Origin of the sequence: Ramlibacter sp. (genome assembly GCF_036383835.1) — a bacterium.
In the GTDB taxonomy this organism is placed as follows: Bacteria; Pseudomonadota; Gammaproteobacteria; order Burkholderiales; family Burkholderiaceae_C; genus Ramlibacter.
Window position 1 is genome coordinate 1 of record NZ_DASVNN010000128.1, and the last position, 20,149, is coordinate 20,149.

The following is a 20,149-nucleotide window of genomic DNA, read 5'->3' on the forward strand; positions in this document are numbered from 1 at the left end:
GTTGGTGCCGTACACGCGCACCTTGATGTCCTGGTCCCAGCGGACGAGCCGCGTGGCGGTGCCGCTCTGGTGCCACAGCACTTCCCACATGGTGTTCATGCCGTTCTCGAACGCGTCGCCCTGGGCAAAACCCGGGACAACCACCGCCGCCGCCAGCACCGCCGCCGCGTAGGACTTCCACATGTGAGCAACCCTCCTGAATGCCATGAACGCGGTAGGAGACCTCCTACGCCGGGGTAGTTCTGGCCCAGCCGCAAATGGAGGGGCTGATGCACGAAAAATCACGCTCTTGGGCGCGCTGAGCCAGGCTGCGAAGCGGCTCAGCCAGCCGTCCACCGGGTGTGGAACTTCCCCGCGCGGTCGAGCCGCTGGTAGGTGTGGGCGCCGAAGTAGTCGCGCTGCGCCTGCAGCAGGTTGGCCGGCAGCCGGCGCGAACGGTAGCTGTCGTAATAGGCCAGCGCGCTCATGAAGGCGGGCACCGCCACGCCGTTCTGCGCCGCCACCGCCACCACCTCGCGCAGCGCCTGGTGCGATTCGCCCATCACGCGGACGAACTCGCCGTCCACCAGCAGGTTGGCCAGCTGCCGGTCGCGCGCATAGGCGCGGCGGATGTCCTCCAGCAGGCTCGCGCGGATGATGCAGCCGGCGCGCCACAGGCCCGCGATCGTGCCGAAAGGCAGGTCCCAGCCGTACTCCTTGTCCGCCGCGGCCAGCAGCTGGAAGCCCTGCGCATAGGCGCAGATCTTGGCCGCCAGCAGCGCGCGCCGGACCTTCTCGACGAAAGCGTCGGGGTCGCCGCCGAAGGCCGGCTGCGGGCCGGCGAGCACCTCCGAGGCCACGGCGCGCTCGGCGCGCACCGCGCTCACCGTCCGCGCGAACACGGCATCGGCGATCGTCGGCGCGGTCACCCCCAGGTCCAGCGCCGCCTGGCTGGCCCACTTGCCCGTGCCTTTCTGTTCCGCGGTGTCGACGATCACGTCCACCAGCGGCTTGCCGGTCTCCGGATCGACGCGCGAGAGGATGTCCGCGGTGATGCCCACGAGGTAGCTCGAGAGTTCGCCGCGGTTCCAGCCGGCGAACACCTCGCTCATCTCGCGCGGCTGCATCTCGAGCAGCTGCTGCATCAGGAAATAAGCCTCGCAGATGGTCTGCATGTCGGCGTACTCGATGCCGTTGTGGACCATCTTCACGTAGTGGCCCGAGGCGCCGGGGCCGATCCAGTCGCAGCAGGGCTGGCCGTCTTCGGCCTTGGCGGCGATGGCCTGCAGGATGGGCTTGATGCGCGGCCAGGCATCGGCGTCGCCGCCCGGCATGATCGACGGCCCCTTGAGCGCGCCCTCCTCGCCGCCGCTCACGCCGGCGCCCACGTAGAGGATGCCGCTGCCGGTCAGCTCGGTCATGCGGCGCTGGGTGTCGGTGAAGCGGGTGTTGCCGCCGTCGATGACGACGTCGCCGGCGGCCAGCAGCGGCCGCAGTTCCGCGATCACCGTGTCCACCGCGGCGCCGGCCGGCACCATCAGCAGCAGCACGCGCGGGATGCGCAGGCCGTTCACCAGTTCCTGGAGGGAGCGCGGCGCGACCGCACCGGTGCGGTCGGCGAAGCTCGCGCGCTTGGGTTCTTCGAGGTCGTAACCGCTCACGGCGAAGCCGTTGCGATGCAGGTTCAGGGCGAGGTTCTCGCCCATGACACCGAGGCCGACGATGCCGATGTCGGAAGGTTTGCGGGAATTCATCGGCCGCGATTGTCCACGAGCCCGAAAGACAGAGCCGATGCCCAGCCATTTGGCCGGCAATGTGGCTCAGCCACAGCCAATCCGGGAACTCGTGCTTTTTTTCCATGCCGGGCATGTAAGACAACGGAACGTTCCATGTAGGACCAGTCATACAAGGTCGTTTTCGAGACAGCATGCACAAGAAGATCCATCTCTCCCTTTTCGTCGTCCTTGCCGCTGTGCTTGCCGCCGGCAACGCGCTGGCCGGCACTGCGCTGGATCCCGCCTCGCGCATCGCACTCTCGCGCTCGGCCGCCGAGCGCGCGCGCCTGCATGAGGTCGGCCTCGATTTCCGCGACGTGTACGGCGTGATCAACGCCGAGACCAGCTGGGTGCCGCGCACCGGCATGGGCAAGAACGGCGTCGCCAGCCACGGCCTCGCGCAGTTCGAGCCGGCCACGGCACGTGCCGTGGGCCTGCGCGACCCGAACAACCCGGTGGAAGCCGTGCACGCCGCCGCCCGCCTGCTGCGCGAAGCGGCCGTGTGGAGCAAGCAGCGCGTCGCGCGCCTGTCGCTCGCGCCGGAGCAGAAGGCCGCCAAGCTGCGCGAAGGCATCTCGATCTACTACAACCTGTCGTCCCGCGCGCGCGCCACCTGGAGCGGCCTCAACACGCAGGCCCTGCCGGTGGAGACCCTGCGCCACATCCGCAACGTGCGCGAAGGCGCGAAGCAGGCCGACCAGCTCAACGCCCGATTCGGCGGCGCGAGCCTGCCGCCCCTGCCCGCCGACGACGCGGTGCAGACGGCCGTCCTTGGCGGGCGCGCGGCAACGGCGCGCGCGAAGCCGTCCACGCCCCAGGCCCTCGGCACCATGGAGTGGTCCCGCACGGGTGAGGGCCGGCGCAGCTACGTCGTCTTCTCGGACGGCACGGTGAAGCCCGATGCGGGCAAGTCGCCGGCCGGCGCGATCCACTTCACGCAGCGCGCGAAGGAATGAGGAATCCCATGGCAGCAGCTCGCATCCCCGCCCCCGGGCCCGAAGCCGAAGACACCTTCTTCGCCGCCGCGAACGACCCCTTCAACGGCACCTGGATGCAGACATTGCCCCAGCCCGAAGTGGTCGAGGGCGGCGAATCGATGTGGGCGCAGTGGCAGGAAGCCGAGCGCGAGATCGAGGCCCAGTTCGGCCCGACGCTCCCCAGCAGCGCCGCGCCGCTGGCGGCCGGCGCGCGGCCCGCGCCCGCGCGGCGCGAGCCGGTGGAAAGCGCCGACCAGCTGATGGTGCGTGCGCGCCGCAACAACCGCGTGTGCCCGTGCCCGCCGAAGTGGAGCCAGCTCTATCGGGAACTCGGCGGCCCCCGCCACGCGGACCTGCCTCCGCCGCCCGTGGACTGGATCTGGACGAAGCTGTCCTCGCTGCAGAAGCGCCTGTTCTTCCGCGAGTACCTCGAATGGGCGCAGCAGCGCGGCGAGCTGCAGGCCGTGGCGCGGTTCATGGACACCTTGTCCGAGACGGACTGGGTGCACATGGGGGATTGAGGGAGCGGAGCGCCCTCACCCCAGCCCTCTCCCGGAGGGAGAGGGAGCCAGGCCCTGCGCCTGCCGCAGCAATTCGGCCGTGAGCGGCACGCACGGCCCCTGCAGCGATCGCACCACGCCCACGCGCCGCACCGGGACGTCGCCCGGCAGCTGCAGCCGCGCGATCTCCAGGCCGAAGCTCCAGAGCGTCGGCGAATCGGGCAGCAGCGACACCCCCAGTCCCTTGGCGACCAGCGCCGCGATCGCGAACACGCTGTCGATCTCCAGCCTTTGTCGCGGACGGACGCCGTTGTCCCGCAGGTAGCGATCGGCCTGCTGGCCGCCCAGCGATACGCGGTCATAACGGATGAAGGGTTCGCTGGCGAGCAGCGAGAGCGGGTCGCGTTCACGCAGGGAAGCGTGCGCCACCACGACCAGCCGCTCCTCGGTGAGCGGATGCCATTCGCAGGTCTTGGGCAGCACGAATTGCGGCTCGATCACCAGCGCGGCATCCAGCTCGCCGGCCGCGACGCGGCTGCAAAGCTTCACCGAGGTCCCCGGCTGAACGAACACCGACAGCCCCGGCACGGCGGCGTACATCCGCTGCAGCAGGGTCGGCAGCATGTCGACCAGCGCCGTGGGAAAGACGCCCAGCCGCAGCTCGCCGGGCAGGCTGGAATTGCCGGCGATGGCGCGCAGGTCGCGCACGTCGCGCAGCACCGAGCGCGCGCGCTCGAGGATCTTGGTGCCGGCGTCCGTGGGCCGCACCGAGCGGCCCGCGCGCTGGATCAGGGTGACGCCGAGTTCGTCTTCCAGCGCATGCAGGCGCGCGGCGACCGCCGCCGACGTCAGGTCCAGCCGGCGTGCCGCTTCGGCGAACGAGCCCGCCTCGACCACCGTCACGAAGCTATGGAGGAAATCGACGTTCATGGACGCCAGTATGGCGAACGCGCGGACGCCACCCGGGCAACCCCGGGTCGGGCGCGGGCCCCATCCTTGCTAGCATGCCCCGCACCAACAATTCCTGGAGTTCCCATGACGTTCCGTCCTTCCCGCATCGTCGCCGCGTGCGCCGTGCTGCTGTCCTTCGGCGCACTGGCGCAGGTGCCGCCCACGCTGGACAAGGTCAAGGCCTCGGGCACGATCTCCGTGGCCCACCGCGAGTCGTCGATCCCCTTCTCCTACCTGGGCGCCGAGGGCAAGCCCACGGGCTTCGGCTGGGAGATCTGCCAGCGCATCGTGGACAACGTGAAGAAGGCCACCGGCCGCGCCGACCTGAAGGTCGAGACGATGCCCGTCACCTCGCAGAACCGCATCCCGCTGGTGCAGAACGGCACCGTCGACATCGAGTGCGGCTCCACCACCAACAACTCCGATCGCGGCAAGCAGGTCGCCTTCGCGATCAACTACTTCTACACCGGCACCCGCTTCCTGGTGAAGTCGGACTCCGGCATCAAGGCGCTGTCGGACCTCAAGGGCAAGCGCGTCGTCACGACCGCGGGCACCACCAACTTCCAGGTGCTGCGCGCGGCCAACCAGCGCCAGCAACTGGGCTTCGACCTCCTGACCGCCAAGGACCACGCCGAGTCCGCGCTGCTGGTGGACGGCGGCCGCGCCGAAGCCTTCGGCATGGACGACATCCTGCTGTACGGCCTGCGCGCCGCGGCGGCCAACCCGGCCTCGCTGGCGGTGGTGGGCGAGCCGCTGCAGGTCGAGCCCTACGCGATCATGTTCCGCAAGGACGACCCGGCCTTCAAGAAGCTGGTGGACGACACCGTCTCCGGCCTGATGAAGAGCGGCGAGTTCGAGCAGCTTTACAAGAAGTGGTTCCAGTCGGCGATCCCGCCCAAGGGCGTGAACCTGAACGCGCCCATGAGCAAAGAGCTGCAGGACAACCTGAAGGCGCTGTCGGACAAGCCGGCGCTGTAAGTGGCCTCTCCGTAGGGTGGGCAAGCTTTGCTTGCCCACCATGGCGACCCGCGGGAAACGGTGGGCAAGCGAAGCTTGCCCACCCTACGGGACCTCACTGCGCGAGGAAGCCGCCGTCCACCGCCAGCACGTGCCCCGTCACCATCGAGGAGGCGGGGCACGCCAGGAACAGGATGGCCTGTGCGACTTCCATCGGCTGCGCCAGGCGCCCCAGGGGCGTCACGCGCTGGATCTCGCGCATCAGCTCGGGCGAGTTCTTCAGCGGGCCGATGAACTCCGTGTCCACCCAGGTCGGCGCCACGGCGTTCACGCGCAGGCCGCCCGGCGCCCATTCCACGGCCAGCGCGCGCGTCATGTTGACCACTGCGCCCTTGGTGGCCTGGTAGGAGATGTTGGGATAGAGCCCGCCGCCCGACAGGCCCATGATCGACGCCGTGTTGACGATGGTGCCGCTGCCGCGCGTGAGCATGTGCCTGGCCGCGGCACGTGCGCACAGGAAGACGCCTGTCATGTTGACGTCCACCACGCGCTGCCAGTCGGCGAGGGAAAGTTCGGTACTGGGGCGCCGCAGGGCCATGCCGGCGTTGTTCACGAGCACGTCGATGCGGCCCTGCGTGGACGCGATCTCGTCGAAGACGCGCGTCACGTCCGCTTCCGCCGACACGTCGAGCCGCAGCGATGAGGCCTGCGGGCCGAGCCGCGCGGCGGACTCGCGCGCCGCCGCCTCGTCGAGGTCCACCAGCACCGTACGCGCGCCGGCGGCCGTGAACAACCTCGCCGTCTCGTAGCCGATGCCACGCGCACCGCCGGTGATGACGGCGACGCGGCCGTCCAGGCGAAAGGCATCGAGCAGCGCTGCGTCTTCCTGCATTCCCGTTCCCTTCACAAGATGATGGCCTGGTCCTGCGGCGGCGGCATCGGCACGTCGGCGTCCCCGAGCAGCCCGCGCAGTTCGTATTCCAGCGTGCCGCAGATGCGCGAGATCGGCACGTCGTTGGCGTTGCCTTCGAAGGGATTCTCGGTGCTCTCGCCCACCTGGTCGAGCGCGAGGTACAGCCAGGCGACCAGCACGCCGAAGGGCACCGCGAACCAGGCCATGTGGCCGGCCAGCAGGCCACCCACGGATTCGTTCAGCCGCTCGAACTCGCGCACCAGGCACAGCGGCAGGATGGCGGCGAAGCACCAGACGAAGATCCGGTGGATCGCGGCGTACTGGCGCGGATAGGGAAAGTTCTTGATGCGATCGACCCGCCCTTGCTGGTCCAGCAGGTCCTTGAGCGTCTTCTGCATCTCGGTGTGGTGCAGCACCACGAGGTCCTGGTTCAGGTACAGCTCGCGGATCGCCCTGCTCTGCGCGGACAGCAGCCAGCCCGACTTGTCCTGCGCCGCCAGCACCTGCGGCACGTCCTCCTGCGGCAGCAGCCGGCGCAGCTCGTTTTCCAGCGGCACCTCGCGCTCGATCACGCGGTAGTTCCTCTTCTGGTATTCCACGTTCGAGCGCGAGCTGCTGCTCTCCCACACGCGCGGCTCGCGCGCGCCGTAGCGCAACACGGTGAGCCACGCGAGATGACGCCGAACGAGCGGCTCGAAGCCCTTGCCGTCCTTCGGGAAGTCGCGGCAGATCAAGCCCCAGTAGCGCGAGAGGACGCCGATCGCCGTCCACACCTGCTGCGCCTCCATGCTGCGCTGGTAGGTCTGCACGTTCTTGAAGCCGACGATGAAGGACGCCGCGGTGCCGAGCAGCGCGGCGACCGGCCAGGGAAAGGCCAGCCAGTGCAGCCCGAGGAGCTGGTACGCGGCGACCGACACGAACGCGAGCAGCAGCAGCACATAGCCGCGGCGGCGCGTCCAGTCGATGAACTCGGGCAGGGTGTAGGACTTGCCGATGTGCATGGCGGAGGATCTTATCGTCGCGTCGGCCGGCCGAAAGCCGCCGTTGCCCAGAATATTGGCGCGCCATATGACCAATATGACAGACAATTAAATGTCAAATATATTTGACTACCGGCCGCGCCCGTGACATCCTTGCCGCCATGCCACTACTCCGGGAACTCGGTAGCGCGGTGCGCGAGCGCCGGCAGGAAATGGGACTCACCCAGCAGCAGCTGGCAGGTCTCGTCGAACTCTCGCGCGCGACCGTCACCGACCTCGAGAACGGCAAGCTGAAGAACCTGAGCTCGACGCGCATCGAGCGGGTGGCCAACGCGCTGGGTTTTGCCGTCGGCCTCGTCGGAACGCGGCGGGCGAAGAGCAGGAGCGCCCTGGACGCCGCGGCCCGCCTCGCCAGCGTGCCGTACACGAGCGAGTTGCCGCCCGGCGTCCTCCTGGAATCCCTGCGGGAAGGCATCGTTCCGCCCGGCTACATCCCGCACCTGCGCACCTTGCTGCAGGAGGCCCCGGTCGCAGTGCTCGCGGACCTGGCCGAGGAACTGCACCAGTTGCACGACGTTCCCAGGCCGGACACGTGGAAGCGGATGCGCATCCTCGCCGCCGTCCTCAAGTGCGATCGTCGCCTATGGCAAGAAACGCCGACCTGACGAAGGCGGGCCCCTGGGCCGCGCTGTTCGCGTCCGCACTGGCGCTGACGGACCACCTGGCCACGGTGATGGCCAGGCCGATATGGACCTTCGGCGGCGGCACCGTGATCATGCTGCGCCTCGATCACCGACACAGCCGGGACGTCGACCTGTTCGTGCCCGACCCGCAATACCTCGGGCACGTCACGCCGCGGCTGTGCGACGTCGCCGAGCAGATCACGGCCGACTACGTCGAAGCCGCCGAATACGTCAAGCTGCTGCTGCCCACGGGCGAGATCGACATCGTCGTGGGCCAGCCGCTCACCAGCGAGCCGTGGGAGGTGGTCGAACACCGGGGACGCCGCATCCTGGTAGAGACCAACGCGGAAATCCTGGCCAAGAAGATGCATCACCGCGGCAACCAGGCCAAGGCGCGCGACCTGTTCGATCTCTGCGCCGTCGCCGACCTGGACCCGGCATCCATCGACGTGGCGGCGCCGTTCTTCGCGCGGCATGGCGACGCGTTCATCGCGCAGCTGAAGGCGAACGCAGGCTTCATCGAAGAGGAATTCGCCCAGATCCAGCGCATGGCCTACAAGCGCCCGTTCGAGGAATGCCTGACGCTGGCCGAGACCATCGTCGATGCGGCAATGGGGCGTGCCTAGGCGAGCAACGTTGCGGCGCAACCACCCAATCCCCGGCGGGACATCTTCGCCGCGCGAGGCCTTCCCGCGCCGCGTGACGTAATCTCGAAACACCGGGGACGACCCCGGCCCTGCACCACTGGGGACGGCCCCGTTCGAGGACTCCTCCATGGCATGGGCCATCCTGTTCGTCGCCGGCCTGTTCGAGGTCGGCTGGGCCATCGGCTTGAAGTACACGCACGGATTCACGCGTCTTTGGCCGAGCGTGGGCACGTTGACCGCGATGACGGTCAGCGTGCTCCTTCTCGCCATCGCGATGAAGCAGCTCCCCGTCGGAACGGCCTACGCGGTCTGGACCGGCGTGGGCGCGGTGGGAACCGCGGTGCTGGGCATCGTCCTGTTCGGGGATTCGGCCTCGCTGCCGCGGCTCATCTGCCTGGCGCTGATCGCGGCCGGGATCGTCGGCCTGAAGATCGTGTCCAGCAGTTGAACGGCATCACGCCGCCTGCAGCTCCTCCAGCGGCCCGAAGAACTCGTAGCGCAGGCGCTCGCGCGCCACGCCCAGTGCGAGGCCGTTGCGGTACACGGCCTGCATGAAGGGCTTCGGGCCGAGGAAGTAGACGTCCACGTTGCGGTCGGCCGGCAGCTGGCGCGCCAGCAGCTCCTGCGTCAGCAGGCCGGTGGCGTGCGGCTGGTCCCCGGGCCGCGGCTGGTCGTACACGTACAGCACTTCGACGTTCGCATGCCGTGCCGCCAGCGCATCGACGCGCGCGCGGAAGGCATGCACGCCGCCGTGCCGCGCGGCATGGATGAAGCGGATCGGGCGGCCGCTGGGTGCCGCGGCTTCCAGCATGCTCATCGCCGGCGTGATGCCGACGCCCCCGGTCACCAGCACCAGCGGACGCAGATCGTCGTTCGCGGCCGGCGCCAGCGTGAAGTCCCCGCAGGGCGCCTGCGCCTGCAAGACGGCGCCGACTTGCGCCTGCGCATGCAGCCAGTTGGACACGCGGCCGCCCTCCTCGCGCTTGACGCTGATGCGGTACCAGGACTTGCCCGGCGCATCGGACAGCGAGTAGTTGCGGCGCACCTCCTCGCCTTCGACCTGCAGCACGAGCGTGAGGTACTGGCCGGGCACGAAGTCCAGCAGCGGCTGTCCGTCCACCGGCTCCAGGTAGAACGAGGTGATGAGCTCGCTCTCGGCCTCGCGGCGCGCGATGCGGAAGGCGCGTGTGCCGCGCCAGCCACCCGCGCGGGCGGCATTGGCGGCGTACACCTGCTCCTCGGCGGCGATCAGGAGGTTCGCGAGCGCCTGGTAGGCCTCGCCCCAGGCCGCGACGATGTCGTCGGTGGCGGCGTCGCCCAGCACTTCCTTGATGGCGCGCAGCAGGCAGGCGCCGACGATCGGGTAGTGCTCGGGCAGCACGCCGAGGGCCGCGTGCTTCTGGATGATGCGCGGCAGCGCGCCGGCCAGTTCGTCGAGCCGGTCGATGTGGGCCGCATAGGCGAGCACCGCGCCCGCGAGCGCGCGCGCCTGGGTGCCGTGGGCTTGATGGGCCTCGTTGAAGAACGCCTTCACCTCCGGATGCTCGCGGAACATCAGCTGGTAGAAGTGCGTGGTGATCGCCTCGCCGTGCTGCTGCAGGACGGGCACGGTGGCCTGGATCAGGGAGATGGTCTTGGCGGTGAACATGCGCAATGCATCCCAAGATCCGTGCCAGCGCAGCGCCGCCCGCAAGTCCTTGTCACTGCAAGGAATTCGGGACGCGTGGTCCAATCGACAACAATGTCCGTTGTACCTGCGACCACCGGCGTGGTCGAAAGCACCACGCCCGCGCCCGCCTCCCTCGCCGAATCCGATCGCTACCTCGAGCTCCTCACGGCCGCCCGCCAGCTCGTGCCCTGCGACGCCCTCGCCCTGCTGCGCCTCGACGGTTCCGTGCTCACGCCGCTGGCCGTCGACGGCCTCAGCGTCGAGGCGCTCGGCCGCCGCTTCGTCGTCGCCGCGCATCCGCGCCTGGCGCGCCTGGTCGAAAGCCCCGGCGTGCTGCGCTTCGCGCCCGACTGCGGCCTGCCCGATCCCTACGACGGCATGGTCGCCGGCCAGCCCGCCATCCTGCCGGTGCACGACTGCCTGGGCGCGCCGCTGCGCGTGGACGGCGGCCTCTGGGGACTGCTGACCCTGGATGCGCTGCAGCCCGGCGCCTTCGACGATGTCGGCCCGCAGCAGCTCGAAGCGCTGGTGCGGCTCGTCGAATCCGGCGTGGAGGCGATCACCGCGCTGCAGGCGATGGCCCGAAAGACCGAGCGCGAACAGGCGGCCGCGCGCGAATGGCACGCCGTGCACGCCCCGGCACGCGAGCTGCTCGGCACCAGTCCCGCGATGCAGCGCCTGCGCACGGAGATCGATGCGGTGGCCGCCTCCGATCTCACCGTGCTGGTGCTCGGCGAAACCGGCGTCGGCAAGGACCTGGTTGCGCAACGCCTGCACACGGCCTCCGCGCGGCGCGCGCGACCGCTGGTGCAGGTGAACTGCGCCGCGCTGCCCGAGACGATCGCCGACAGCGAACTGTTCGGCCACGCCAAGGGCGCCTTCACCGGCGCCGTGCAGAACCGCCTGGGCAAGTTCGAACTGGCCGACGGCGGCACCCTCTTCCTCGACGAGGTCGGCGAGCTGCCGCTGGCGGTGCAGGCCAAGCTGCTGCGCGTGCTGCAAAGCGGCGAGGTGCAGCGCCCGGGCAGCGACCGGCTGCAGAAGGTGGACGTGCGCGTGGTCGCCGCCACCAACCGCGACCTGCGTTTGATGATCGCGCAGGGACGCTTCCGCGCCGACCTGTACCACCGGCTCGCGGTGTATCCCCTGCAGGTTCCGCCGCTGCGCGAGCGCGGGCGTGATGTGCTGTCGCTGGCGGGCAGCTTCCTGGAGGAGAACCAGCATCGGCTGGGTGCGCGCAACTTGCGCTTGAGTCCTGCTGCCAAGACGGCGTTGCTGCAGCATCGCTGGCCGGGGAATGTGCGCGAGCTGGAACACGTGCTGAGCCGCGCGGCGCTGAGGGCGTTTCACGAGCAGGGGCGCGGTGGAAGGTGGGTGGCGATCGAGCCGCGGCATGTGGCGCTGGAGGCGTTGGTGACGGCTGCGCCCGAGGTGGTTGCGCCGGTCGTGTCGGTGGTAGCTGGCCAGGGCCTGCGGGAGGCGACCGAGGAATTCCAGCGCCGCTGGCTGGAAGCCTGCATCGCGCGCAACGGTGGGCACTTGAGCCGGGCGGCTGCGGAAGCGGGGATGGATCGCAGCAACTTCCATCGGCTGGCGCGGAAGTTGGGGGTGATTGCTTCGGGTGGATAGCCCTTCACGAAGCCCTGGATCCCCGCCTGCGCGGGGATGACGACGGGGGGCGGCGCGATGACGACGGGGGGCGGCGCGATGACGATGGGGGGCGGAGCGATGACGGTGCGGGCTGGACCAGCGGCTTCTGCTCCAGCATCAACTCATACAGCGCCTGCGCCGCCGCCGACAGCGGATCCGTCTTCCTCCGCACCAGCAGGATCCTTCGCTTCAGCCCCTTGATCTCCAGCGGCCGCACGACCAGCGCCGGCCGATCGAAGTGGAACAGCGTCAGCGCCGGCACCACCGTGATGCCGATGCCAGCCTCCACCATGCCCGTCACCGTCGCCAGGTGCTCCACCTCCAGCACGGTCTGCATGGTCGTCGGATGAAACGCCGCCTCGAGGTGCTGCCGCACGCTGCTGTTGCGGGACAGGTGCACGAAGGGATACGCGGCCAGGTCGCGCAGGCGGATCTCTTTCTGCTTTGCCAGCGGATGGTCCTTGCGGCAGATCAGGTGGAAGTCGTCGCTGCACAGTTCGTCGGTGGCGAGGTCCGCGTCCTTGTCGCCCGCGGTGGCGAGCGCGAGGTCCACCTGCCCGCCGCGCACGGCGGCCAGGCATTGCTCCGACAGGCTGTCCTGCAGCGCGAGCTCCACGCCCGGATAGCGGCGGCGGTACTCGGCGAACACGCCCGGCAACCAGCCAGCCGCCAGCGACGGCAGTGCGGCGATCGAAACGCGCCCGCGCCGCTTCTGCGCATGGTCCTGGAAGTCGGCGACCATGCCGTCGAAGTCCGCCAGCACGCGCCGCGCCGACGCCTCGAACAACCGGCCCTCGGGCGTGACCACCACCGAGCGCGTCGTGCGGTCGAACAGGCGCGCGCCGAGCGCATCCTCCACCCCCTGGATCAGCGCGCTGAAGGCCGACTGCGACAGGTGCACCCGCTCCGCGGCGCGCGTGAAGTTGCGCTCCTCGATCAGGGCGAGCACCGCGCGCAGGTCGCGTGAAGACAGATTCATCTGCAATTCCGATGACTTGAGCGGAATTTTCCATTTTACGGATGCGTGGCGTCGCCCTACTCTCCGCCGACTGCCTGCGCACTTCGCAGGAACACAGCCCGACAGGAGACAGGACTTGAGTTCGAGCCCCCCCTCACGGAGCGACAGGCCCATGCTTCGCATCGGCTGCGGCGCCGGCTTCAGCGGCGACCGCTGGGATGCCGCCGTGCCGGTGGTGCGCACGCTCGCGGCCCTGGGCGGCCCCGCCGTGCTGATGTTCGAGACGCTCGCCGAGCGCACCCTCGCCCTGGCGCAGCTGCAGCGCCGCCAGAACCCCGACTCCGGCTGGGAGCCGAGCCTGGAGCGCTTCCTGCGGCCGGTGCTCGCCGACTGCGTGCGCGCCGGCATCCCCATCGTCGGCAACTTCGGCGCGGCCCATCCGCGCGGGGCCGCGGCGCGCGTGCAGCAGCTCGCCGCCACGCTGGGTCTGCCACCTTTGCGCGTCGCCGTCGTCGAAGGCGATGACCTCCTCGCGTCACTGCCGCCCGCCCGCATGCGCGAACTGCTGCCCGCCGAACTGCGGGACCGCCCCCTCGTGAGCGCCAACGCCTACCTCGGCGCGCAGCAGATCGCCGACGCCTTGCGCGCAGGCGCGCAGGTGGTGGTCACGGGCCGCGTCGCCGATCCTGCGCTGGCCCTCGGCCCGATGCTGGCGCACTTCGACTGGGCCGCCGACGACTGGGACCGGCTCGCCGCCGGCACCATGGCCGGCCACCTGCTGGAGTGCGGCGCGCAGGTCACCGGCGGCTACTTCGCCGACCCGGGCCGCAAGGACGTCCCCGATCTCGCCCACGTCGGCTTCCCCATCGTGGAGATGCACGCCGACGGCCGCTTCGTCGTCACCAAGGCCGCGGGCACCGGCGGCTGCGTCGACCGCCGCACCGTCACCGAACAGCTGCTGTACGAGATCCACGACCCCGCCGCGTACCTCACGCCCGACGTGGTCGCGGACATCACCCAAGTGGAACTGCATCCCGCGGGCCCCGATCGCGTCGAAGTGCGCGGCGTGCTCGGGCACCCCCGCCCCGCCACCCTGAAGGCGACCGTCTGCCACGAAGGCGGCTGGCTGGGCGAAGGCGAGATCTCCTATGCCGGCCCGAACGCCGCCGCACGCGCACGGCTCGCTGCCGACGTCGTGCGCGAGCGGCTGCGAACGCTCGGCCTCGGACACCTGCGCCTGCGCGCCGACCTGATCGGCATGGCCAGCGTCTTCGCCGACGACGCCGGCCGCTGGTGGGACCAGCACGCCGCACCCGAATCGGAAGACGTGCGGCTGCGCATCGCCGCCGCCTCCACCGACCGCGGCGACCTCGAACAGCTCACGCGCGAAGTGCTGGCCCTCTACACCTGCGGCCCCGCCGGCGGCGGCGGCGTGCGCACCTCGATCACGCCGCGGCTCGCGAGCGACTCGTGCTACGTGCCGCGCGACTGGCTGCACCCCGCCTGGAGCTTCGCCGCATGAAGACCGTCCTGCTGCATGCGATCGCGCACGCCCGCACCGGCGACAAGGGCAACCGGTCGTCCATCGCGCTCATCGCCTTCGATGCGGCGCACTGGCCGCTGCTGGTGGACCAGATCACGGAAGCGCGGGTCGCGGAGCTGTTCGGCTCGCGCCGGCCAGGCGCTGTGCATCGCTACCTGCTGCCCAGACTGCATGCCATGAACTTCGTGCTGGACGACGTCCTCGACGGCGGCGTCAACGGCTCCCTGAACCTGGACGCGCACGGCAAGAGCCTGTCCAGCCTGCTGCTCACCCTTCCCATCCAGATCGATTGAAAAAGGAGACAAACAAGATGCATTCGTCGACCCGACGTATCCTGCTCGCCGCTGGCGCACTGCTGGCCCTGCCCGCGCTGGCGCAGAACTATCCGGACAAGCCGATCACCTTCATCGTGCCCTTCGCCGCGGGCAGCGCCACCGACCAGCTCGCGCGCGCGCTCGGCCAGGCCGTGACGACCGAGACGAAGCAGTCGGTGGTCGTCGAGAACAAGCCCGGCGCCAACGCCTTCATCGGCGCGCAGGCCGCGGCCAAGGCACCCAAGGACGGCTACACGGTCCTGATCACGACCAACACCACGCACGCGGCCAACGAGCACCTGTTCAAGACGCTGCCGTACGACCCGGTGAAGGACTTCGAGCCGGTGACGCTGCTGTCCAAAGGCGGCCAGATCCTGGTGGTGAACAACGACCTGCCGGTCAAGAGCGTGCAGGACCTGGTGAAGCTCGCGAAGGCGCAGCCGGGCAAGCTGTCCTTCGGCTACGGCAGTTCGTCCAGCCGCATCGCCGGCGAGCTGTTCAAGCAGATGACGGGCAGCTACATCGTCGGCATCCCCTACCGCAGCAATCCCCCGGCGGTGACGGACCTGATCGGCGGGCAGATCCACTTCATGATCACCGACATGGCCACCGGCCTGCCGCAGGCGAAGGCGGGCAAGGTGAAGGCGCTGGCGGTCTCCACGTCGAAGCGCACGCCGCTCGCACCGGAACTCCCGACCATCAGCGAGGCCGGCGTGAAGGGCTACGACATGGGCTTCTGGTTCGCGGCGTACGTGCCGGCCGGCACACCTGCGCCGGTGGTCGCGCGGCTCAACGAGATCCTCGTGAAGGCGAACCGCCAGCAGAGCGTGGCGAACTTCTACGCGCAGAACGGCTTCGAGACGCTCGCGAGCACGCCGGAGGAATTGCGCAAGTTCCAGGCGGGGGAGTCGGACAAGTGGAAGAAGATCATCGGGGCAGCGGGGATCCAGAAGGAGTAACGGGACGCGCCGCCGCGGCCCCTCACGTATCCGGGTCCGGCTCCTTGAGAACGGCAGTGGCGTTCAGCAGCAAGTCGGCGGACCTGGATTCCCACAGGTCCAGCCACTCACCTGTTTCCGGCGCACACGTGGCCGGACTGGCAGCAGCCAGCCTCAGCTCGAACACGACCTTGCGCGCTGCCTCCCATTCGATGAAAGCCTGCGCCACTTCCATCGACACGGGAAACTGCTCCTGCACCAGCACCGCCCAACGCACCGCCTTGCGCATCAGAGCTTCCGCGCATTCTTCCAGTTGCATCAGCTTGGCTCCCCGGCCGGCAGCGGCAGGATCTCCGATGCGCCCCAAGCTGAACTCGGCATGCGCGACGGCGAATCGTCCCCACTCGGCCCAGACCGCGGGGACTCCGCGGGCCAGCTCACGGATCGAACCGAGGTATGCACCCACGGCCGACAGATGGGCTTTGTCGAGGGGATTCGCCCTCGCCGCGCGCACGGAAGCCGCATAGCTGGCTACGCATGTGGCCAGCTGCAGTGCAAGGCCCGGAACGAGACCGAAGTGAGCGGCTGACATGGGACAGGCGGATCGGGCCCATGCTATCCCAGTTTTGCCCCAGTTCCGGCCCTTTGGACGAGAACGTTGCCCGGCTCGGCGAAACTCTCACTCGACGTTGCGCTCCCTGCCTTCGTACAGCGAAGGCGTCACGCCGCCGCGTGCGAGGATCTCGCGCACGTGCATCAGCGCGCTCACGTCCAGCACATTGCTGTGGTGCGGGCGGTGCAGCACGCCCTCCATGCGATTGAGCTTCACACGGATCCGGGCGCCCGAGATCGGCTCCACGGACGCTCCGACATGCTTCAGCAGCGATTCGACTTCCCGCCAATGCACGTTGCCGCTGGGCGGGTCATGGAAGATGGTGCGCAGGAGGTTGGTGGTTCGGTGGCTCATCGGGTCCTCGCCAAAACGCCGTGAAAGCGCGCGCTACGCCCGCAATATGCGGCGGACGGGCGGGCCATGCAAGAGAGCAGACCTTCGAATTCAAGCTGTAATGGGTCAGCTGCAAGGAAACCGGAGGACGCCCCGTGGAGCAGAAACGGCAGGAACTCGCGTACGCCAAGCGCACGGCCGGCTTGCTGCTCGCCGCGGCGGCTGGCATTTTTGTCCTCACCATGCTGGTGCCGACGAACCCGTGGGTGCTCGCCATCCGCGCGATCACCGAGGCCGCGATGGTCGGCGGGCTGGCGGACTGGTTCGCGGTGAGCGCACTGTTCCGGCGCATCCCCACCGGCATTCCGTTCATCACGGCGCACACGGACGTGATCCCGCGCAGCAAGGACCGGATCGCCGACAACCTCTCGGCCTTCGTCCGCGAAAAGTTCCTGGCGCCGCACACGCTGGTGGCGCTGATCCGCGAGCACGATCCCTCGCGGTACGTTGCGCAGTGGCTGACCGATGCCGCCAACGCGCGGCGGATCGGCTCGTACCTGGCGCGCGCCACGGAGGGAGCACTGCACCTGGTGGAGGATGCCCGCATCGAGCAATTGCTGCGCGACGCCGCGCGCGAAGTGTTCAAGGGCGTGGATCTCGCCGGTTCGCTGCGCGGCCTGCTCGATACGCTGACCAGCGACGGCCGCCACGAGCAGCTGCTGGAACAGGGGCTGGACCGCGCGCTGCACCTGATCGATCGTCCGGAGACACGCGCGTGGATCGCGGCGCAGGTGATCGACTGGCTCGCCCAGGAGCACCCGCGCAAGCAGAAGGTGCTGCCCAGGCAATGGATCGCGCACAACGTGGCGGCCGCCATCGCCGACGCCGTCGTGCGCCGCCTGGAGAGCATCCGGGCGAATCCGGCGCACGCCTACCGGCAGCTGTTCGACCAGTGGATCCACGATTTCGTGCTGAGGCTCCAGTCGGACCCGGCATTGCAGGCGCGCGGCGAGGAGATCAAGCAGTACCTGCTGAACGACGACACGTTCGGCGCCTACGTCGGCACCCTCTGGCGGTCGTTGAAGACCTGGCTGGCGGACGACCTGCGCGACCCGCAGTCGATGTTCCACCAAGGCGTCGCCGCGGGCGCCACGTGGCTCGGCGAGCAGCTCTCGCAGGACGCGCAGCTGCGGCAGTCCCTGCGCTCCCAGCTCGAGGACGCCGCCCACCGGCTCGCGCCGGAGTTCGCGGAATTCCTGACCCGCCACGTGCGCGACACGGTCCGCGCGTGGGACGGGCGCGAGATGGCCGACCAGATCGAGCTGAACATCGGAAAGGACCTGCAGGCCATCCGCGTGAACGGAACGATCGTGGGTGGCGTGATCGGATTGGGGCTGCACCTGCTCACGTTGGCGGCAAGCATGTGAGGGCTGCGTACCTCCGACGCCGCCATTCCACCCCAGAATCCCCGATTCCAATCCATCGCTTGGATCGCCCCCGATCCCACTCCAGAATGGGGCAACCCCCCTACTGGAGTGAGACATGACCCGTCCCTTTCGTGCCCTGAAAGCCGCCCTCGGCGCCGCGGCCCTCGGCCTGGCGCTCGGCGCCCAGGCTGCCTATCCCGACAAGCCGGTTCGCATCGTGGTCCCCTACTCCCCGGGCGGCAGTTCGGACGTGATCGCGCGGGCGATCAGCGAGGAGCTCGCTCGCGAGCTCGGGCAGCCGGTGATCGTCGACAACCGGGCCGGCGCGGGTTCGATGCTCGGCACGCAGTACGTGGCCGGTGAAGCGCCCAATGGCTACACGCTGCTGCTCGCGGACGTGCCCTTCACTATCGTGCCGGCGCTCTATCGCGAACGCGCCAAGTACAACGCGGAGAAGAGTTTCGCGCCCGTGGCCGTGCTGGGGGTCGCGCCCATGTACCTGTTCGTCAACCAGACCTCGCCGCTGCGCACGGCCGCCGACCTCGTGCAGCAGGCGAAGTCCGCGCCGGGCAAGGTGTCCATCGCTTCCGGCGGCAACGGCTCGCTCACGCACCTGATGGCTGAACTGTTCATGATCCAGACCGGAACGCAGCTGGTGCACGTTCCCTACAAGGGCGCCGGGCCCGCGATGACTGACCTGGCGGCGGGCCAGGTGCAGGCCAGCTTCACCACCATGCCGACCGCCACCGCGCTGTATCAGGCAGGCCGGGTGCGCCCCATCGGCGTGAGCAGCCCGCAGCGCGCGAAGGAGACGCCCGACGTGTCCACCTTCCGCGAGCTGGGCTGGCCCGGGATGTCCGTGCAGAGCTGGTGGGGCCTGCTGGCGCCCGCGGGCACGCCGCCCGAAGTGGTCAACCGCGTGGCCGAGGCGACGCAGAAGGTGCTGCGTGATGCCAAGGTGCGCGCGCGCCTGCAGACCGTGGGCCTGACGATCCCCGACGACGTGGGCGCGCCCGCGCTGCAGAAGATGATCGCCGGCGATGCGGCGCGCTGGCACGACGTGATCCAGCGCGCAAAGATCACCGCCGACTGAGCGTCAGCGCCGCGCGAGCGCGGCGAGCTCCTCGCTCCTCGCGCCCAGCGCCGCCCACAGCAAGGCACCCGCGCAACGGGTTGCGTCGCGCATGGTCCCCTGCTCGACCAGCGCCCGCGTGTCGGCGGGCGTGAGCAGCAGGCGCAGCTTGCTTTCCGGTTCATCGAATCCCGCGAGCAGCCGCAACGCGGGAATGCCGGCGGCAGCGAAGTTCGCGTGGTCGCTGTTCGGCATCAGCGGCAGGTGGGTCGCCAGCGCATGACCGCCGGCCGTGGCGGCCTCCTGCAGGAAGGCGCCCAGCGCCGGGAAGCCCGACGTCAACGCGGTCAGCCGATCGGAGCCCGCCAGCGAATCGAGGTTCAGGTTCAGGCGGATGCGTGCGCGGCTTTCCGCATCCAGCCCCGCGATCCACGCGCGCGATCCCTGCAGCGCCCACTCCTCCGCGCTGAAGATGCACACCGTGAGGCCGCGCTCCATGCCTTGCATGAACGGCGCCGCGGCACGCGCGAGCGCCAGTGCCGCGGCGACGCCCGTGCCGTTGTCGATCGCGCTTTCCGCGAGCGGGTGGCCGTCGATGTGGGCCGAGACGACGACGCGTTCGGGGCCGCGCCCCGGCAAGTCCAGCACCAGCGCCTTGGTCTCCAGGCCCGGACGGTCCTCGCCCGCGAGGTGCATGCGCACGCGCGCACCGGGCCGCCGCAGCACCGCCGCCGCCTCGGCGGAGATGCCCATCGCCGGAATGCCGGCACCGCCGCCACGCCCCGAGGATCCCGACACCGGGCCTACGCCGGCTTCGGGCTGCGCGATCAGGAAAGCTGCCGCGCCCGCCTCCTGCGCGGCCGCGAGCTTCACGCGCCGGTGCACGGTGACGGAAGCGAAGGGGTACTCGTGCGCCACCAGCACCGCGCGGCCGCGGACGGCGTCGCCCGCCTGGCGGATCTGCTCCGGCGTGCCGCGGCCCAGGTCGATCACATCCAGCTCCAGGCCGTCCGCGGGCGTCGAGGCCGTCCCCAGCAGCGGCACGGCCGCGAGTCGCGCACCGGAGTTCGCGTCGAACAGCTCGGCACGATGGCAGGTCCAACCCGCATACGGCGTGGCGTCCTGGCGCGAACGCACGCCGGGGCTCACGGCATCGAGCCGTGTGGTGCACCAGGCCTGCGCCTGCGCCTCGCTGGGCGACCCCGCGAGGCGCCCGCCGAAGTCGCACAGCGCGAGGAAGTCCGTCCAGAGTGCGCCGTCCGCATCGAGC

The 20,149-nt window shown here is 69.7% G+C and carries 22 protein-coding genes; 12 read left to right on the top strand and 10 right to left on the bottom strand.

The window, feature by feature from the left end:
- Both VF522_RS20220 and gndA read right to left on the bottom strand, forming a co-directional pair.
- Positions 1–183: hypothetical protein (locus tag VF522_RS20220; protein ID WP_330910115.1), on the bottom strand; the 183-nt coding region annotated here is incomplete at its 3' end.
- A gap of 137 nt (positions 184–320) precedes the next feature.
- Positions 321–1,733: an NADP-dependent phosphogluconate dehydrogenase gene (gndA, locus tag VF522_RS20225; RefSeq protein WP_330910116.1), complete on the bottom strand. Its 1,413-nt coding sequence runs from the start codon at positions 1,731–1,733 to the stop codon at positions 321–323.
- Between the two features lie 173 nt (positions 1,734–1,906).
- Between gndA and VF522_RS20230 the strand changes: the two genes are divergently transcribed.
- The gene (locus VF522_RS20230; RefSeq protein WP_330910117.1) at positions 1,907–2,710 is read left to right on the top strand and encodes a hypothetical protein; all 804 of its coding nucleotides are present in this window, start codon (positions 1,907–1,909) and stop codon (positions 2,708–2,710) included.
- An 8-nt stretch (positions 2,711–2,718) separates the two neighbouring features.
- Positions 2,719–3,252 (top strand): hypothetical protein, encoded by a 534-nt coding sequence (locus tag VF522_RS20235; RefSeq protein ID WP_330910118.1) that lies wholly within the window; start codon positions 2,719–2,721, stop codon positions 3,250–3,252.
- 15 nt (positions 3,253–3,267) lie between these two features.
- On the opposite strand, the gene VF522_RS20240 is transcribed toward VF522_RS20235, so the two are convergent.
- Positions 3,268–4,161: a LysR family transcriptional regulator gene (locus tag VF522_RS20240; RefSeq protein WP_330910119.1), complete on the bottom strand. Its 894-nt coding sequence runs from the start codon at positions 4,159–4,161 to the stop codon at positions 3,268–3,270.
- A 105-nt stretch (positions 4,162–4,266) separates the two neighbouring features.
- On the opposite strand from VF522_RS20240, the gene VF522_RS20245 reads away from it, so the two are divergent.
- Entirely contained in the window at positions 4,267–5,160 is an 894-nt protein-coding gene (locus VF522_RS20245; protein ID WP_330910120.1) for an amino acid ABC transporter substrate-binding protein, read from the top strand.
- Between the two features lie 94 nt (positions 5,161–5,254).
- Here the strand turns inward: VF522_RS20245 and VF522_RS20250 are convergent, their stop codons facing one another.
- Complete coding sequence (locus VF522_RS20250) at positions 5,255–6,031, bottom strand: SDR family oxidoreductase (RefSeq protein ID WP_330910121.1); 777 nt, start codon at positions 6,029–6,031, stop codon at positions 5,255–5,257.
- An 11-nt stretch (positions 6,032–6,042) separates the two neighbouring features.
- On the bottom strand, positions 6,043–7,053 hold the full coding sequence (locus VF522_RS20255) for a bestrophin family protein (RefSeq protein WP_330910122.1): 1,011 nt from the start codon (positions 7,051–7,053) through the stop codon (positions 6,043–6,045).
- Between the two features lie 140 nt (positions 7,054–7,193).
- Between VF522_RS20255 and VF522_RS20260 the strand changes: the two genes are divergently transcribed.
- The 3 genes from VF522_RS20260 to sugE all read left to right on the top strand — a co-directional run bounded on the left by VF522_RS20260 (position 7,194) and on the right by sugE (position 8,810).
- Positions 7,194–7,697 carry a helix-turn-helix transcriptional regulator gene (locus VF522_RS20260; protein ID WP_330910123.1) on the top strand — a complete coding sequence of 168 codons (504 nt, stop codon included), beginning with the start codon at positions 7,194–7,196 and terminating at the stop codon, positions 7,695–7,697.
- Entirely contained in the window at positions 7,676–8,341 is a 666-nt protein-coding gene (locus VF522_RS20265) for a nucleotidyl transferase AbiEii/AbiGii toxin family protein (RefSeq protein WP_330910124.1), read from the top strand. Before VF522_RS20260 ends, VF522_RS20265 begins: the two co-directional genes overlap by 22 nt.
- A 148-nt stretch (positions 8,342–8,489) precedes the next feature.
- Positions 8,490–8,810 (top strand): quaternary ammonium compound efflux SMR transporter SugE, encoded by a 321-nt coding sequence (gene sugE / locus VF522_RS20270; protein ID WP_330910125.1) that lies wholly within the window; start codon positions 8,490–8,492, stop codon positions 8,808–8,810.
- Positions 8,811–8,816: 6 nt separating this feature from the next.
- Here the strand turns inward: sugE and hmpA are convergent, their stop codons facing one another.
- On the bottom strand, positions 8,817–10,010 hold the full coding sequence (gene hmpA, locus VF522_RS20275) for an NO-inducible flavohemoprotein (RefSeq protein WP_330910126.1): 1,194 nt from the start codon (positions 10,008–10,010) through the stop codon (positions 8,817–8,819).
- A 93-nt stretch (positions 10,011–10,103) separates the two neighbouring features.
- On the opposite strand from hmpA, the gene norR reads away from it, so the two are divergent.
- Complete coding sequence (norR, locus tag VF522_RS20280; RefSeq protein WP_330910127.1) at positions 10,104–11,660, top strand: nitric oxide reductase transcriptional regulator NorR; 1,557 nt, start codon at positions 10,104–10,106, stop codon at positions 11,658–11,660.
- 4 nt (positions 11,661–11,664) lie between these two features.
- On the opposite strand, the gene VF522_RS20285 is transcribed toward norR, so the two are convergent.
- Positions 11,665–12,660: a LysR family transcriptional regulator gene (locus VF522_RS20285; RefSeq protein ID WP_330910128.1), complete on the bottom strand. Its 996-nt coding sequence runs from the start codon at positions 12,658–12,660 to the stop codon at positions 11,665–11,667.
- Positions 12,661–12,811: 151 nt separating this feature from the next.
- Here VF522_RS20285 and VF522_RS20290 point away from each other — a divergent pair, with 151 nt between their 5' ends.
- Genes VF522_RS20290 through VF522_RS20300 form a run of 3 tightly spaced genes read left to right on the top strand, consistent with a single transcriptional unit; the run spans position 12,812 to position 15,455 of the window.
- The gene (locus VF522_RS20290; protein WP_330910129.1) at positions 12,812–14,161 is read left to right on the top strand and encodes an acyclic terpene utilization AtuA family protein; all 1,350 of its coding nucleotides are present in this window, start codon (positions 12,812–12,814) and stop codon (positions 14,159–14,161) included.
- Positions 14,158–14,475, top strand: a complete 318-nt coding sequence (locus VF522_RS20295; protein ID WP_330910130.1) for an AtuA-related protein — start codon at positions 14,158–14,160, stop codon at positions 14,473–14,475. Before VF522_RS20290 ends, VF522_RS20295 begins: the two co-directional genes overlap by 4 nt.
- Before the next feature lie 17 nt (positions 14,476–14,492).
- Positions 14,493–15,455 (top strand): tripartite tricarboxylate transporter substrate binding protein, encoded by a 963-nt coding sequence (locus VF522_RS20300; RefSeq protein ID WP_330910131.1) that lies wholly within the window; start codon positions 14,493–14,495, stop codon positions 15,453–15,455.
- A 22-nt stretch (positions 15,456–15,477) separates the two neighbouring features.
- Here VF522_RS20300 and VF522_RS20305 read toward each other — a convergent pair whose 3' ends face one another.
- Positions 15,478–15,753, bottom strand: a complete 276-nt coding sequence (locus VF522_RS20305) for a hypothetical protein (RefSeq protein WP_330910132.1) — start codon at positions 15,751–15,753, stop codon at positions 15,478–15,480.
- Positions 15,754–16,113: 360 nt separating this feature from the next.
- Positions 16,114–16,401, bottom strand: coding sequence for a type II toxin-antitoxin system HicA family toxin (locus VF522_RS20310; RefSeq protein ID WP_330910133.1), 288 nt, complete (start codon positions 16,399–16,401; stop codon positions 16,114–16,116).
- 134 nt (positions 16,402–16,535) lie between these two features.
- Here VF522_RS20310 and VF522_RS20315 point away from each other — a divergent pair, with 134 nt between their 5' ends.
- A complete protein-coding gene (locus VF522_RS20315; RefSeq protein WP_330910134.1) occupies positions 16,536–17,807 on the top strand; it encodes a DUF445 domain-containing protein in 1,272 nt (423 codons plus the stop codon).
- A 115-nt stretch (positions 17,808–17,922) separates the two neighbouring features.
- Complete coding sequence (locus VF522_RS20320; RefSeq protein WP_330910135.1) at positions 17,923–18,900, top strand: tripartite tricarboxylate transporter substrate binding protein; 978 nt, start codon at positions 17,923–17,925, stop codon at positions 18,898–18,900.
- A gap of 3 nt (positions 18,901–18,903) precedes the next feature.
- On the opposite strand, the gene VF522_RS20325 is transcribed toward VF522_RS20320, so the two are convergent.
- A partial coding sequence (locus tag VF522_RS20325; protein WP_330910136.1) for a M28 family peptidase occupies positions 18,904–20,149 on the bottom strand: 1,246 nt, incomplete at its 5' end.